Annotated in this window: 14 protein-coding genes; 4 read left to right on the top strand and 10 right to left on the bottom strand. The window is 58.4% G+C overall.

What is annotated here, in order from left to right; genetic code table 11:
- Window positions 1-1,004: 1,004 nt before the first annotated feature.
- A complete protein-coding gene (locus tag J7394_RS05550; RefSeq protein ID WP_247748073.1) occupies window positions 1,005-1,628 on the bottom strand; it encodes a transglutaminase-like cysteine peptidase in 624 nt (207 codons plus the stop codon).
- Between the two features lie 348 nt (window positions 1,629-1,976).
- Window positions 1,977-2,393 carry a MerR family transcriptional regulator gene (locus J7394_RS05545; protein WP_170634682.1) on the bottom strand — a complete coding sequence of 139 codons (417 nt, stop codon included), beginning with the start codon at window positions 2,391-2,393 and terminating at the stop codon, window positions 1,977-1,979.
- A gap of 145 nt (window positions 2,394-2,538) precedes the next feature.
- On the opposite strand from J7394_RS05545, the gene J7394_RS05540 reads away from it, so the two are divergent.
- Both J7394_RS05540 and J7394_RS22870 read left to right on the top strand, forming a co-directional pair.
- Entirely contained in the window at window positions 2,539-2,862 is a 324-nt protein-coding gene (locus tag J7394_RS05540; protein ID WP_170634684.1) for a hypothetical protein, read from the top strand.
- A gap of 4 nt (window positions 2,863-2,866) precedes the next feature.
- Window positions 2,867-3,085, top strand: coding sequence for a GDCCVxC domain-containing (seleno)protein (locus J7394_RS22870; protein ID WP_247748072.1), 219 nt, complete (start codon window positions 2,867-2,869; stop codon window positions 3,083-3,085).
- A gap of 211 nt (window positions 3,086-3,296) precedes the next feature.
- On the opposite strand, the gene J7394_RS05535 is transcribed toward J7394_RS22870, so the two are convergent.
- Window positions 3,297-3,773: a DUF411 domain-containing protein gene (locus tag J7394_RS05535; RefSeq protein ID WP_170634686.1), complete on the bottom strand. Its 477-nt coding sequence runs from the start codon at window positions 3,771-3,773 to the stop codon at window positions 3,297-3,299.
- Window positions 3,774-4,057: 284 nt separating this feature from the next.
- Complete coding sequence (locus tag J7394_RS05530; RefSeq protein ID WP_170634687.1) at window positions 4,058-4,471, bottom strand: heavy metal-responsive transcriptional regulator; 414 nt, start codon at window positions 4,469-4,471, stop codon at window positions 4,058-4,060.
- Window positions 4,472-4,560: 89 nt separating this feature from the next.
- On the opposite strand from J7394_RS05530, the gene J7394_RS05525 reads away from it, so the two are divergent.
- Window positions 4,561-5,589 carry a lysylphosphatidylglycerol synthase domain-containing protein gene (locus J7394_RS05525; RefSeq protein ID WP_170634689.1) on the top strand — a complete coding sequence of 343 codons (1,029 nt, stop codon included), beginning with the start codon at window positions 4,561-4,563 and terminating at the stop codon, window positions 5,587-5,589.
- Window positions 5,576-6,826 (top strand): MFS transporter, encoded by a 1,251-nt coding sequence (locus J7394_RS05520; RefSeq protein ID WP_170634691.1) that lies wholly within the window; start codon window positions 5,576-5,578, stop codon window positions 6,824-6,826. The genes J7394_RS05525 and J7394_RS05520 overlap by 14 nt, the downstream gene beginning before the upstream one ends.
- A 291-nt stretch (window positions 6,827-7,117) precedes the next feature.
- Here J7394_RS05520 and petA read toward each other — a convergent pair whose 3' ends face one another.
- The 6 genes from petA to J7394_RS05490 form a co-directional block, all read right to left on the bottom strand.
- Complete coding sequence (gene petA / locus J7394_RS05515; protein WP_170634693.1) at window positions 7,118-7,666, bottom strand: ubiquinol-cytochrome c reductase iron-sulfur subunit; 549 nt, start codon at window positions 7,664-7,666, stop codon at window positions 7,118-7,120.
- Window positions 7,667-7,991: 325 nt separating this feature from the next.
- Window positions 7,992-8,270: a DUF2933 domain-containing protein gene (locus tag J7394_RS05510; protein ID WP_170634695.1), complete on the bottom strand. Its 279-nt coding sequence runs from the start codon at window positions 8,268-8,270 to the stop codon at window positions 7,992-7,994.
- Window positions 8,267-9,601, bottom strand: a complete 1,335-nt coding sequence (locus tag J7394_RS05505; protein ID WP_256439792.1) for an APC family permease — start codon at window positions 9,599-9,601, stop codon at window positions 8,267-8,269. The genes J7394_RS05510 and J7394_RS05505 overlap by 4 nt, the downstream gene beginning before the upstream one ends.
- Window positions 9,598-11,883, bottom strand: a complete 2,286-nt coding sequence (locus J7394_RS05500) for a copper-translocating P-type ATPase (protein ID WP_170634748.1) — start codon at window positions 11,881-11,883, stop codon at window positions 9,598-9,600. The genes J7394_RS05505 and J7394_RS05500 overlap by 4 nt, the downstream gene beginning before the upstream one ends.
- A gap of 132 nt (window positions 11,884-12,015) precedes the next feature.
- The gene (locus J7394_RS05495) at window positions 12,016-13,065 is read right to left on the bottom strand and encodes a YncE family protein (RefSeq protein WP_170634697.1); all 1,050 of its coding nucleotides are present in this window, start codon (window positions 13,063-13,065) and stop codon (window positions 12,016-12,018) included.
- A gap of 132 nt (window positions 13,066-13,197) precedes the next feature.
- Window positions 13,198-13,557, bottom strand: coding sequence for a hypothetical protein (locus J7394_RS05490; protein ID WP_170634699.1), 360 nt, complete (start codon window positions 13,555-13,557; stop codon window positions 13,198-13,200).
- Between the last annotated feature and the right edge of the window lie 90 nt (window positions 13,558-13,647).

Genomic DNA, 13,647 nt, shown 5'->3' with positions numbered 1-13,647 from the left:
GCCCTCGAAAACTTTGCAAATACACCGAGTGCGAGACGGGGATTTGGCAGGGCGAAGAAGCAACCATCAGACGAAAAAATTTTTAAGTTTCTACGTGAGACTGAGCTGAAGCAGGTGGTAGGCGATGAAGTGGAAACAGCTCACGCGAAACATCTTTGTTCTTCAATAATCTGAAACAGCATTGCCTCCGGGATCGGCTCGCCATGACACGCCTATTTTCAGGTCCGCGCGCACCGCGCCTCCCAAGGCGAATTCCGAGACGCGACAGGTTCTTGTTGCGCGTAACTAGGTTCGTTCTATCGTCAATTACAGTCTAGATCCGGGACATATAGCGGGGTTCGTGCTTGATGGTTACCTTTCGGTTACCACGACCGATCATGGGACTGAATGCGTAGCGACAACCGACGACATTCAAAAGGAAGTACGCTGATGCGAAACGCCTCGGCATTAACAACTTTTCTGTCTGCGTCACTACAACCGAGGATCGCCCATGCCGCCATCGGTTCTCGCCGCAACCCGGTGTGATGGGTGTTGTGATAACGGCATATCTCCGGGTGCAGCCAGTCTTCGAACTCCTCCAATGTCATCGACGCAGTGCCGGAGCCGTCGCATTTCCCCTTATCCTTGGGGGATAATTGCGTTCTTCCCTAAAGTAGATGAACGGCCTCCATGGTCGTCCTAATCAGGCGTTCGATATCTTCGCCGTAACGCGCTCGACCCGGTGGCCTTTACTTGACGGAGATACTCCAATCTGAGCGGGTCAAATGGAAGGTTTCGCTGCGGAAACGCGCCCATTGTCTACGTGTATGGCTTGCGGAATCCCAACAGTAGGCCAATACGACACCTCCGAGATATCTGGCGCGCGGATCGAATTCGTTCACACGCAATGGTGCAAACACAAGCAGATGGACGAGTCGGACTGAGCATCGAAACTCAACTATGCGCCCAGAACAATGCAGGTCGTGACATCAATTGCGAGAGGCAACCAATGTCTACCCAATGGTTTAGCCGCTAGAAACCTGTACCCAACGATCAGGGTGAATCGGGTCCTGTATTCGTAGGAAAAGATACCTTGTTTCCTTCCACGTTTTGATCCTGTTGGTAACATTGTCCAGAACCAAATCGCCTTCACTCGAGCGATAGACTAGAACAGCATGGCCATTGCGATTGGTGTCCAAGACGGTCGCGATTAGTAGCTTCGTAGGATCCACACCGTTCTGCACAAGTTCAAACTTCTTTTGCAAAGCGAAGTCTTCGCAATCTCCTGACCCTTGCGTCGGCAGTGTCCAGTATTCCTTTGTCCCGTATTGGCTTTGATCCGAAACGGCACGGATTCTCCGATTGACGCGCGTGTTGATCGTTTTAACGATCTGATTTTCTTGTGCCACGGACAGACCAGAACTACGAGCGCTCGCGCACGCCCAAGAGTAATCTTTGCATAGTGTTTTGGCACCGGATGGCGCTTCAATCTTTCTGTCAAGACCGATCGAGGGAAGCTCAGAGGCTTGTAATGTAGCGGCAGACACAAAAAAGCTGCATATAAAACAGATCATTGGGAGATAACCCAGCAGGTTTTTCGATAACATTCTCTGAACTAACGTGGGATTTGTCATATCTGCCTTCTCCATGCTCGTTCCTCGAAGGTATCCAAACTTCCGGGGCCAATGTATTTTATTCCAAGCCTTCATGTGCCTTGAGGCATTGCAACTGCTTCTTAGCCTCTAGGGGTAAAGCGGCAAAAATTTGCAGATTCTTTGGTATTTCTTCCTTAGTTGACAGCATCAGAGCATCCACGCCATCACCAGTCCGGCATAGCTAACAGCGCGAACTAGAGGGTAAGCTGATCGCAATTCTCTCATTCAACAAAAATACAACACAGATCGGCCGTCATCGCTTAAGGTTACGAAATACTGGGACAATGAAGCCGCTCCTCCCCAAACTGAGACAGGCAGTTTCGGTTTTTCCGGGCGCTGCAATTAGTGACCGCTAATGACATCTTTGACGACAGGCTCGTTGAGCAACGCCGTTAGCAGGGGGCATGCTGCTCCTTCAGTACAGGTCTGCACAAGTTCTACCAATGCTTGCTCCAGCCGTTGGAGAGCGGCGATCTTTGACCTGACCTTGTCGAGATGTTTTGTTGCGACGTCTTCGGCGTCACGACAGGCTTGCTCCGGCGCTTTGGACAATTCGCGAAGTGCGCATGCATCCTGAATAGTGAAGCCAAGATCGCGGCAGCGTTTGATGAATCTGAGCTCGGATATTTCCCGTTCCGTGTAAGCGCGGCGCCCCGAGGCGGTTCGACCGGTTTTCTCGACTATGCCTTCCCGTTCGTAGTAGCGGATCGTCTCGACCGACAGGCCGGTCAATCTCGCCACTTCGCCAATCGCAATCATGTGATGACCTTTCCCTTGAACCTGTAGCCACTACAGGATGCATATTGTCGGTCATGATGTCGAATTTCGCAAACCGCACGAAGCAAAAATCGAGGAAGCCGAACCGGCTTCCGCTCAAGATCGTCAAAGTCGGAGAAAGCAGACTATGAGCAAGTTTGTAGGGGCGAGTTTTCTTGGATCGTTTACCGCATTTGGCGTTGCGACCTGCTGCATCTTGCCGATGGCCTTGATTTTACTTGGCTTGGGAGGGGGCTGGCTGGCCGTATTTGGCAAGATTGCCGCCGCGAGTTATTACGTGCTCGGCGGTTCGACGGCCCTGCTGTTTCTCTCTGGCATCGTCGCGTACCGCCATGGTTCACTCGACCGCCTCAAATGGTGGCTGACAGGCAGTTTTGCGTTAACGACCATCGCTTGGGTTATCGTACTCAACGAAATCCGAATAAATGATTTCCTGATAACCTTAATGTGACGCCATGAGTGAAGAACGCCCGAACCTTGTCAGCACGATCATCTGCCCGGAATGTGGACATTCAAGACCTGAAACGATGCCAACAGATGCGTGCCAGTGGTTCTACGAATGCACATCTTGCGGAAAAGTCCTGAAGCCACTTCCCGGCGATTGCTGCGTCTACTGTTCCTACGGATCGGCCCCATGCCCGCCAATTCAGGCGGGCGACAAATGCTGCGGTTGATACGGCGACCGGGATGTCGGTTTTGTCCGCAAAGCCGGTCATCAGGCTTGGCGGACGCAGGTATTTTTTCACCGTAGGCTGGAACTTGCCCGGTAGGACAAGGCAGGCGTGAAGTCACGGATCAACTGGTTTGCCGTGAAGAATGTCACGTAAACCGGGCAGAACAAGCGAGCGCCGTGTTTTTCAGGATCTTGCCAGCGCCGTCGGGACTTCATACGGCCGGGTAGCTGGCAAACACCTCTGTGGTTCCATCCTTGCGGATCAGGAAGACGTCAAAGGCTTCGCGTTCGCTTTCCGGCCCCATGCCTGGCGAGCCGAACGGCATTCCGGGAACCGACAGTCCGACAGCATCCGGGTGTTCGCCCAGCAGGCGCCGGATGTCAGCGGGCGGGACGTGTCCTTCGATCATGTAGCCCTCCGCGCGGCCCGTGTGGCATGACATCATGCCCTCTGGAATACCGTTGGCGGTTTTGTAAGCGTTCAAGGCCTCCCAGGCACTGTTTTCCACGCTTAATTCAAAGCCTTCCGCCCGCATGATTTTGATCCACGAGCCGCAGCATCCGCAATTCGGATCCTTCAGGACATGGATGAAACGGTCGGTTTTCGCGAAGGCGGGAAGCGCCGCGCTTCCCGCAAGGGCCGCGGCTCCTTGCATCACGCGGCGGCGGCTCAGGTTATTCGTCGTCATGTTCCCTCCGGGGAAAACTTGTCTTGAACCGATGTGAAAGCGCACCGGCAGGGTTGAATGCGGATCGCAGATACGAGACTGCCATATTCGTTACCCTCGGATACTCATCAGATATGGCTTTCTGGGCGACGGAGGGATTTCTCACAATGATCTGGCGCAAACTCTGCTCGGAGACGGAACCCTCGCTCTCCTTTTTTCGCTGCACCAGCCACTCTGGGTCTTGCTTGGCAATAACCCGGTTCGCAAGCAACTCCGCTACCCTCCGATCAAGGCCGGAATTGCGCCTATTTCTCACTGCTGCGTTCTATGGCACCCACGATCGAACAGTTCTGAATTCCACCACGCCCCGGACACGCCGCTATCAGCTCGTCCAGATTGTTCCTCAACCGTACAAGCCCGTCGATCCGTTCCTGAATTTCGTCCCGCTTTTTGCGCGCTCTGGCCTGCATCGCGACGCACTCGGTATTTGGTACCGTGCGCAACTCCAGAATTTCCGCGATTTCTGCCAGCGAAAATCCGAGCTTCTTAGCGCCGGATATGAATTTCAGCCGCCAAAGCGTGTCACCACCATAGTCCCGCGCGCCGCCGTCAATTGGGCGCGGCGGCTGAGTGACAAGGCCCTTCCTTTCATAAAATCGGATCGTCTCGACGCCTATCCCGGTCTCGCGCGCGGCCTGGCCGATCTTAAGTGGTTGCATCGCGGTCTCCCTCCTTCACCGGCATCTTGACACCGTATCATGATACGGAGGTTAAAACATTGGGGTCTTGGTGCTTGCGAGGATGTCATATGCGGATCTTCCTGAAACGGTGGCTGCTGCCGATATTCGGCTCCGCCCTGGCGCTCTATCTGGTGTTTGCGCTCTACGGCAGCCTCGATTTTGCGCTGTTTCTGCAGGGCCTGCGCGGAGCCAACATGTTCTGGATCGCGATTCTTGCCGCCACCATCCTGCTGGAGCAGCTGATGAGCGGCTGGAAGTGGCGGCAGATCCTGTTCGACGTGAAACCGGTCGGCACCCTGCGGCTGACGGGGGCGCTACTGGCAGGTTATGGCGCAAATGTCCTTGTCCCGCTCGGCATCAGCCCGCTGGTCCGGGCCTGGCTGGTTGCTCGGCTCGACCGCTTGAAGATGGCGACCGTGCTTGCAACCGCGATCATCGCCCGGTTCCTCGACGGCGTCGTTTTCGCCCTTTTTGCCGGAGCGGTGGCCGCCGCCGGCCAGATTCCACAGATCGAGGGTGACCTGCGGCTGGGATTGAGCGTTGCGGGCCTGTTGAACCTGATGCTTTTCGGCAGCCTGCTTTGGGTTCTGTTCCGGTTCCGCGCGTCACTTCTGAGCGAAGACCCTCTGGTCTGCCGACTCTTCGACTGGGCTGCCGCCCGCATCGGGGCCGATGGCGCGTATCTGCGCACCGCGCTCGGTGAAGGGATTGTCTGGCCACAGGCACGGGCCCGCCGCATCGCCGCCATTGCCGCAGCCATTGCGGGTAAGCTGGTGGCGACAACCCATTTCCTGTGGGCCGGGCTGGCGGTTGGCGTGGTGCTGAGCGCGTGGGATTACCTGTTCCTGATGGTGTTTGCCGGGTTCGCCATGGTTCTGGGTCGTTTCGTGCGCATCCCGGCGAGCTTTGTCTTTGGGGCGGGGTTCGCGCTCAAGGTGCTTGGCGTTCCGGACGAAACCGCCCTTCTGATGATCCTGTTCAACTATGTGCTGACGATCCTTCTGGTGGTCGGGATCGGCCTGACGGTGTTGTGGCAGAGCGGCATCGACATCCGCCGCGCCCGGGCGGAGGCAGAGGCGGCGAATGGCAAGGCGTAATCCCGAAGACACGAGATTTTGGCGGATCGCCGGTGCTGGTGCGGTGTTTCAGGGCGGGTCGGCGGCGGTGGACAGCGCGACGGTAGTGGCCAGTCTGGTGCATATGCTGACCGGTAGCGCGCTGGCCGTGGGCTATGCCAGCACGGTCCTGCGTCTTGGCTGGCTGCTGCCCCAGTTCGCGGTGGGCTACCTCGCCGAGCGCACCGATCGGCGGATGCCGTTCTACGCCCTTGGTGCCTATGGGCGGGCGATCACGGTCGCGATGATTGGTATTCTTCTGTGGTGGGGGGCCGACTGGCCTCAGGTCGATTGGCCTCCGGTTCCGCTGGCGCTCGGGATGCTGGGATTGTGGACGGTCTATGCCTTTGCCAGCGGCGTGGTCGCGGTGCCCTACAACGACATCGTCGGCCGGGCGATCCCGTCCGAGCGCCGCAGCCGGATGTTGGCCTGGCGCTTTTTCGGCGGCGGTGTTCTGGCGGTTCTGGTGGCGGGCGTTCTGCGACTCGCGCTCGACGTGATGCCGCCGCTCAGGGCCTATGCGCTGATATTCTGGCTCGGCGCGGTGCTGATGATCGTCTCTGCGACGCTTTTTGTCTCCGCGGGTGAGGCCGCTACCGCTGCAAGGGCGCCACGGGACCGTCCTGCCAATCTGCCTGGATTTCTGCGCGAAGGTTTCTCGACGCTGCGGCAGGACCGCCGGTTCCGGCTGTTCCTGATCTTCCAATGGCTTGGTGCAGCGACGCTGATGGCGTTGCCGTTCTATGTCGTTGCCGCCAGCCGCAGCGGCCTCGGGGCGGCGGATGTCGGAACGCTGTTGGCGGCGCAGACTGTCGGCGCGCTGGCCTCGAATCCGCTCTGGGGCCACATCGGAGACCAGGCGGGCAAATTGCGCCTGCTGGGGATAGTGGCACTGGTGCGTCTCGGACCTCCGGTGCTGGTTTTGCTGCTTGTGGTCACGGGTTCGGGGCTGACCAGTTTCGCGGTGCTGTTCTTCCTGATCGGCGCGATGATGAACGGCGTGACCATCGGCTATCTCGGCTACTTGCTGGAGATCTCGCCCGACGACCGCCGCCCGGCCTATTCCGCGTGGTTCAACAGCTTTGCGGCCCCGGCGGCGCTGGCGCCGCTTGTGGGCGGTGTGGTGGTCAGCATGATCGCCATCGAAGCCGTGTTCATCGCTGCGATCCTGGCCGCGCTGGGACAGGTCGCGATCGCCGCGCGGCTTACACGGGGTTGAAATAGCACCTTGTTCAGGACCAAAGCGTTTCCTCTCAACCCGCAATTCAGATGCGATCCTGTCAAAAGGCAAGATGGCATGTCTAAACATGGGCGAAGCAGAAACCTTGAGCGCAGCGATTAGAATTGTTCCGTTCAGAACATGACGGCGAGGTCTCTTCTCGAAAACTCCAGAAAGCGGGGTACATGTCGAATTCCGCCACATAGCATCGCGGCGCTGATCGAGGGATATTCGAGGACTGACAAACGAACCTGGTGAGGCACGCGCCTCTGAACAAAGTTCACCGCGCCGTCACCCAATTTTGACCCGTGTGTCGGTGACGAACTCGTAAGGGGGCAGATCGAGGTTGCGGGGCGCGGGGCCTTTCCGAATTCTACCAGACGTGTCGTAATGTGAACCGTGACACGGACAGAACCAACCGTCCCAGTCTCCGGTGGGTTCGCTGCCGCCCTGCCCGAGTGGTATGCATCCCAGATGGGTGCAAACGCCAATAACTACCAGCCATTCCGGTCGCTGTACGCGCTCGGCGTCAGGTTGCGGGTCGATCATTGGTGCATCGTCTTCTGCTATCGCCAGCGCGATCCGCTCTTTAGTCCGGTGGTCTATAAAGATCGGCTTGCCTTTCCATTTAACAGTGATCCTCGTTCCTGGTCCGACACCTTCAAGATCTATGTCGACAACGGCTTGGGCGGAGATGTCTGCACTGGGGTTCATGCTGTTAACAAGTGGCCAGACCGCCGTGCCCGTGGCCACGATGGCGGCACCGCCGGTGACGAAGTATAAGAAATCGCGCCGAGTTTCAGGCTCTGAAGGTGCCTGTCTTTCAGAAAATTCAGACATATTGTTCCTCCTGTGCGTCAGGACGGGTTCATCGAATGATAGGACTCGGACGAGGTGGATCAGTCGCCTTGGTCCTCTTCTTCACCGCGATGCCCCATTCCCTATTCATCAGAGTGATCTTCGTCGGTGTCACCGTGCAATGCCTTTACAGGCAGTGCACCGGCCGTCAGGTGCAGTTCAATTGCTGCTCTCCGAATTGGATTTGCTAACATGGCAATTTCCCTTCCTTATTGGGTTACAAATTTGTTCTGATCAGTTGGCCGTTGCTGCTCCTTGTTGCGCAGTGTTCTTGCCGCAAAGCCTCCAGCCATACAGGGCGCCGTTCTCAGTGTTTGCCGTGGCCGCGATGCATTAAGAAATGCATGCCCACGCAGACCAGCAAGAACAGCAACGGAGAACTGAGCAAAGGATAGAGTGTCTCGCGGTATTCCCAGCCCAGAACAGCGGCGCCCAACGCGATCGCAATGACAACCGGGAGCCAATTACGCTTGGCACCGTTGGCCGTCTGATCTTCGGTTTTGGGCGCTTCGGCCGTTACGTCATAGCTGACCCTTTCGGTCGTCTCCTGTGTGGCGCGGGTTTCGTCGAAATTTGATTGGGTCATAGCTGATTTGCCTCCTTTTCGATGATCCATTGTTTGAGAAAGATGCGCTCATAGACGAAGACCAAGCCGATGCCAGCAACGGCATATACTACGATCATCGGGTCGGAGCGCAGCTTGAGTATTGTGAACGCGGTCAGGACTACGCAGTCCAGCGCCAGGGCGGTTAACAAGACCCATCCACGGGCTTTGATCTGACCGCGCAAGCGTCGCCAGACACCCCAATGCACCGCCATGTCCATCACCAGGTAAAAGAACGCCCCCAACGAGGCGATGCGAGACAGGTCGAACAACACCGCAAGCAGGCCCGCAATCACGACCGTGTAGATCAGCGTGTGAGACTGGATGCTGCCCGTCATGCCGAAATGGCTGTGCGGGATCATTTTCATGTCGGTCAGCATCGCCAGCATCCGGGACACAGCAAAAACGCTGGCGATCAGCCCCGAGGCCGTCGCCACCATCGCCAGCGCCACGGTCAGGTAGAACCCGCCCTGCCCCAGCACCGGCCTGGCAGCCTCGGCCAGGGCATAGTCCTGCGCCGCGCGGATTTGCTCGGGCGGCAGGCTGACACCGACGGCAGGGGCGACCAGCAGGTAGACCACCGCGCAGATCGCGATCGAGATCATGATGGTGCGCCCGACATTGCGGTGCGGGTCGAGGATCTCGGCCCCGCTGTTGGTGATGGTGGTAAAGCCCTTGAAGGCGAGGATCGACAGGGCTACCGAGGCGACGAACCCCAGCGGCGCGGCCGGTTCCGAGCCCTGAACCTGCCAGGTTCCGCCCGCAGCCCAAAGTGCGGCGATGCCGAATATTGCGATCCCGCCGATCTTGAGCGCCGACATGATGATCGACCACAACCCCACGGACCGGTTGCCCGACCGGTTCACCGCATAGGCAAAGACGATCAGCGCAACCGCGACCAAAGGCACCAGCGGTCCGCTCTCGATGTTGAACGGGCGGAGCGCATAGCTCGCGAATGTACGCGCGACGAGGCTTTCGTTGATCACCATCGACAGCGCCATCAGCAGCGAGGCCGCCGCCGCAACCGCCCCGGGCCCGTAGGCCTTGGTCAGGATCATGGCGATGCCGCCCGATGAGGGCCAGGCGTTGGACATGGCGATATAGGTATAAGCGCTGAAACCCGTCACCACGGCCCCGACCACGAAGGACAGCGGAAACCACGGCCCCGCCAGCCCGGCGATCTGTCCGGTCAGTGCAAATATCCCCGCGCCGATCATAACGCCGGTACCCATGGCGACGGCCCCGGTCAGCGAGATTGATCCGGGCTTCAGCGCGCCACTGGCGCCGTGCGTACTATGCTCGTGCGTGCTCAAATCTTCGCCCCCCGCAATCGCAGCGCATTTAACACCACTGAAATCGACGAAGCGCTCATGGCGAAGGCGGCGAACATCGGGCTGATCAGGATGCCGAAAAGCGGGAACAGAAGACCCGCCGCCACCGGAACGCCCGAGGCGTTGTAGATCAGGGCAAAGAATAGATTCTGCCGGATATTGCGCATGGTAGCGCGGGCCAGCCTTCGGGCGCGCACGATGCCATCGAGGCTACCGTTGACCAGCGTGAAGCCTGCACTTTCGATCGCCACGTCGGCGCCGGTGCCCATGGCGATGCCCACATCGGACTGCGCTAACGCGGGTGCGTCGTTCACTCCGTCACCCGCCATGGCGACCTTTGCGCCTTTCTCCTGCAGTTCGCGAATTATGCGGGCCTTGTCCTCAGGTAGAACGTCGGCTCGAATCTCATCGATACCCAGACGTTCGGCCACCGCCTTTGCAGTGCGTTCGTTGTCGCCAGTCGCCATGATAATTCGGAAACCCAACTCGTGCAGTGCTTTCAGTGCTGCAGGCGTGGTTTCCTTGACCGGGTCTGCGACGCTGACCAACCCTGCCACTGAACCATCAAGCATCACGAACATTACCGTTTCGCCGTCATCCCGGCGCGCATCGGCCTTGGCCGTCAGATCGGTCGCCTCGAGTCCGAGATCGGTGACCAGTTTCAGGTTGCCGAGCGCGACGGGGCGGCCATCCACCGTGCCTTTCACGCCTTTACCAGTCACCGCCTCGAAGTCACTGGCGTCGGACAGGGCCACGCCACGTTCCTCGGCACCTGTGACGATTGCCTCAGCTAACGGGTGCTCCGAGCCCTTCTCCAGCGTCGCAGCCAGCCGCAGCACCTCGGCCTCGTCATGGCCGGGTTCAGGTAACACAGCCACCAGCTGCGGCTTGCCCATGGTCAGAGTGCCAGTTTTGTCGACGATCAAGGTATCGACCTTCTCGAACCGTTCCAGAGCTTCGGCGTTTTTGATCAAAACTCCGGCTTGTGCACCTCTCCCCGTGGCCGTCATGATCGACATCGGAGTGGCCAAGCCAAGCGCGCACGGGCAAGCTATGATCAGTACCGACACCGCTGCGATCAAGGCGTAGGAGAGTGCCGGAGCCGGTCCCCAAACCGCCCATGCAATGAAGGCCAATACAGCGATGCCAATGACCGCTGGCACGAACCATCCGGCAACTTTGTCGGCGTATTTCTGGATCGGTGCGCGCGAGCGTTGCGCGTTGGCCACCATTTCGACAATCTGGGACAGCATTGTGTCAGAGCCCACTCGGGTTGCTTCGATTACAAGACTACCGGTGCCGTTGATTGTGGCCCCTGTGACCGGCTCGCCTTGTACCTTTTCGACCGGAACCGGTTCGCCAGAGATCATGCTTTCGTCAACAGATGAGCGCCCTTCGAGTACAATGCCGTCTACTGGCACCTTGTCGCCGGGGCGTACGCGAAGGCGGTCACCTACCTGTACTTCTTCAAGCGGAATTTCCTCTTCACTGCTGTCAGGGCGGATAATGCGGGCGGTCTTTGCGGCCATGTCCAGCAAAGCGCGGATTGCCTTTCCTGTGCCTTCGCGTGCCCGCAGTTCCATCACCTGCCCGAGCAGAACAAGTGTAACGATAACTGCGGCAGCCTCGAAATAGACCCCAACATGGCCTTCTGAATCTCGAAAACCGTCCGGAAATATGTGGGGCATCAATACGGCGACAACGCTGAACAGCCACGCGGCCGAAACCCCCATGGCAATCAACGAGAACATGTTCAGGTTCATGGTGCGAAACGAATTCCACCCTCGTTCCAGAAATGGCCAACCGCACCAAAGAACGACCGGAGTGCCAAGTATCAGTTCAATCCATAGGGTTGTTCGCTCACCAAAAATCTCTCGCACACCAGACAGCCCAACGTAGGGGCCCATCGTGAAAACCAAAAGCGGCAGCGTCAGAACCGCACCTACCCACAGGCGCCGGGTGAAATCCACCAGTTCCGGGTTCGGCCCCTCGTCCACCATCGCCGCGCTTTCCAGCTCCAACCCCATGCCGCAGAGTGGGCAGGACCCAGGATGGGTTTGCCGCACCTGCGGATGCATCGGGCAGGTATATACGGGTCCGTCATAGCCTGTCGGAACGATGTCATATTCACCGTTGTCGTCCGTCGCGCCATGATGCGCGGAATGATGGTGATGCGCATGCGCATCCACCTCGCCCTCGGGCACAAGGTGCATCCCGCATTTGGGACAGTCGCCGGGCCCAGATTGACGCACGTCAGAATGCATGGGGCAGACGTAAGCGATCTCGGTCGGACCGTTCGCGTGGATTCTGATGTCGTGGTCTTCTGTCATGTTCTGCTCCCTGGTTTAAGCTTTGGTCGTAGAGCCGTTTAATTACACAATGCCGGGCACAGTCCTTCAGGGCAGAACAACCATCTGGTGGCCCTCACCCAGTATCGGCACTTCGGTAATAGCCGTCAGGCTGACTTGATCGACGATCCAGACCTTCGGTTCGGTTCGGCTTGATACCATCACTTTGCCTGAGTTCGGTATGGTCGTCAGGTGATAGGGTGCCGGTGACAGGTTGGTCGAGCGCTGTTTGCCCGTAGCAAGATCAATCGACAACAACCGGTCGGTGCCTTTGGCGGCCACGAACAGTACGGCCTCGCGGTCGGACAGGCCGATCCCGTGCAACTCGCCTCCTATGTCATAGGTTTCGGTGACAGAACCGCTGGCAAGATCTACGCGGAAGGCCTTGCCACCATCACTGTCGGCTACGAAGGCGGCGCTGCCGGTGGCGTTAAGTACAAGATGCTCAGGGCCTTCGCCGACGGGGATGTTGCGTACGACGAAGCCTTTGACGACATCCACTTCGCTAAGTGTACCGTTGCTGGTATTGGTGACATAGACCCTGTCGCCGTCAGGCGCGAATACCGCATAGTTGGGCATTGGCCCGGTTGCTACGAAACCAAGGAAGCTGAGCTTATCGAGATCGACGATCGAAATACCGTCACCGCCCGGATGGGTCGCCACCGCGAACTGCCCATCGGGCGAGACCGCAGTGTGATGCACCGCACCTGGAACCTCGATCTGGCGGACGACCTCGCGTGTTTCCGCATTAAGGATCGTCAGCAGGCTCCGCCCCTTGTCTTTGGGCAACACGGTGACATCGCGCTTGGCGTGGTGCGCGGCGTGTTCGTCCTGGGACATACCTTCGGGTTTTGGTGGCGTTGTGGCCTCGGTTTCTGCGTAGCTGCCCGCGACCAAGTACTTAACGCCGGGCGCGCCGGCCAGCCCATGGACCGCCACGAGCCTCGGCAGCCGCTCGACGGTCTTGCCGGTTTCGGAGTCGATCACCAGAACCGAGTCCGCGCTGCCTTCGGGAATGAACACGGTTGCCGCAAGCGTGAGTGAAGGCGCGGTCAAAGCTACTACAGACAGGCCAGCGGCCAGATTGAACAGGGTCATTTAGGTTTCCTTTCGTCAACTGAAACGCGCACCTTGGCGGGCACGTGCAGAAAAATCCGGTAGATGACGGCCATCAGGAAGGGCGTCAAAAGCAGGGTCAGAGCGATGGCCTTCATGGCTTTGTCCATTCAATCAGTTGAGTTTTGTGCGAGCCGCAAAGACATTGAACAGTCCGCCGAACAGCAACGCGGCGTACCAGCCGTAGAGAAACGCCCATAACAGTCCCAACAGGAATGAGGGCAGGCTGAGCCAAGTCATTCCGGGCATCAGGCCGATCCAAGCCCGGTACATGGCAAAACTTGGAAAGATCAGGTCAAAGGCCACGCACAGCAGGTAGGTTGCGGCCAGAAACAGGCTGAGCGCCCAGCCAAGGGTTGTCACCGGAACAACGGGATGATGTTCTTGTGTCCCCATCACACAGGGACCACAGGTCAGGCGCAACAGTGCGAATAGCACCACGCCCGTGACGAAAAAGTACAGAATGGTAAGCATGGTAAGTGTCCTGAACTGAGTTGGGCCGCAATCAACGGCTTGGGCAAGACCCCGGAGCGATTCCGGGGCCATTGCCGGTCACGTTCAGGA

Origin of the sequence: Ruegeria sp. R13_0 (genome assembly GCF_017743995.1) — a bacterium.
GTDB lineage: Bacteria > Pseudomonadota > Alphaproteobacteria > Rhodobacterales > Rhodobacteraceae > Ruegeria.
Note: the sequence above shows the minus strand (reverse complement) of the source record. Positions and strands in the feature narration are given on the sequence as shown.

What these genes read in the sequence shown, in the direction of transcription:
- J7394_RS05550 (WP_247748073.1), bottom strand. Translation starts at nt 1,628, where the DNA reads ATGGAGAAGGCAGATATGACAAATCCCACGTTAGTTCAGAGAATGTTA.
- J7394_RS05545 (WP_170634682.1), bottom strand. Translation starts at nt 2,393, where the DNA reads ATGATTGCGATTGGCGAAGTGGCGAGATTGACCGGCCTGTCGGTCGAG.
- J7394_RS05540 (WP_170634684.1), top strand. Translation starts at nt 2,539, where the DNA reads ATGAGCAAGTTTGTAGGGGCGAGTTTTCTTGGATCGTTTACCGCATTT.
- J7394_RS22870 (WP_247748072.1), top strand. Translation starts at nt 2,867, where the DNA reads ATGAGTGAAGAACGCCCGAACCTTGTCAGCACGATCATCTGCCCGGAA.
- J7394_RS05535 (WP_170634686.1), bottom strand. Translation starts at nt 3,773, where the DNA reads ATGACGACGAATAACCTGAGCCGCCGCCGCGTGATGCAAGGAGCCGCG.
- J7394_RS05530 (WP_170634687.1), bottom strand. Translation starts at nt 4,471, where the DNA reads ATGCAACCACTTAAGATCGGCCAGGCCGCGCGCGAGACCGGGATAGGC.
- J7394_RS05525 (WP_170634689.1), top strand. Translation starts at nt 4,561, where the DNA reads ATGCGGATCTTCCTGAAACGGTGGCTGCTGCCGATATTCGGCTCCGCC.
- J7394_RS05520 (WP_170634691.1), top strand. Translation starts at nt 5,576, where the DNA reads ATGGCAAGGCGTAATCCCGAAGACACGAGATTTTGGCGGATCGCCGGT.
- petA (WP_170634693.1), bottom strand. Translation starts at nt 7,666, where the DNA reads ATGTCTGAATTTTCTGAAAGACAGGCACCTTCAGAGCCTGAAACTCGG.
- J7394_RS05510 (WP_170634695.1), bottom strand. Translation starts at nt 8,270, where the DNA reads ATGACCCAATCAAATTTCGACGAAACCCGCGCCACACAGGAGACGACC.
- J7394_RS05500 (WP_170634748.1), bottom strand. Translation starts at nt 11,883, where the DNA reads ATGCATTCTGACGTGCGTCAATCTGGGCCCGGCGACTGTCCCAAATGC.
- J7394_RS05495 (WP_170634697.1), bottom strand. Translation starts at nt 13,065, where the DNA reads ATGACCCTGTTCAATCTGGCCGCTGGCCTGTCTGTAGTAGCTTTGACC.
- J7394_RS05490 (WP_170634699.1), bottom strand. Translation starts at nt 13,557, where the DNA reads ATGCTTACCATTCTGTACTTTTTCGTCACGGGCGTGGTGCTATTCGCA.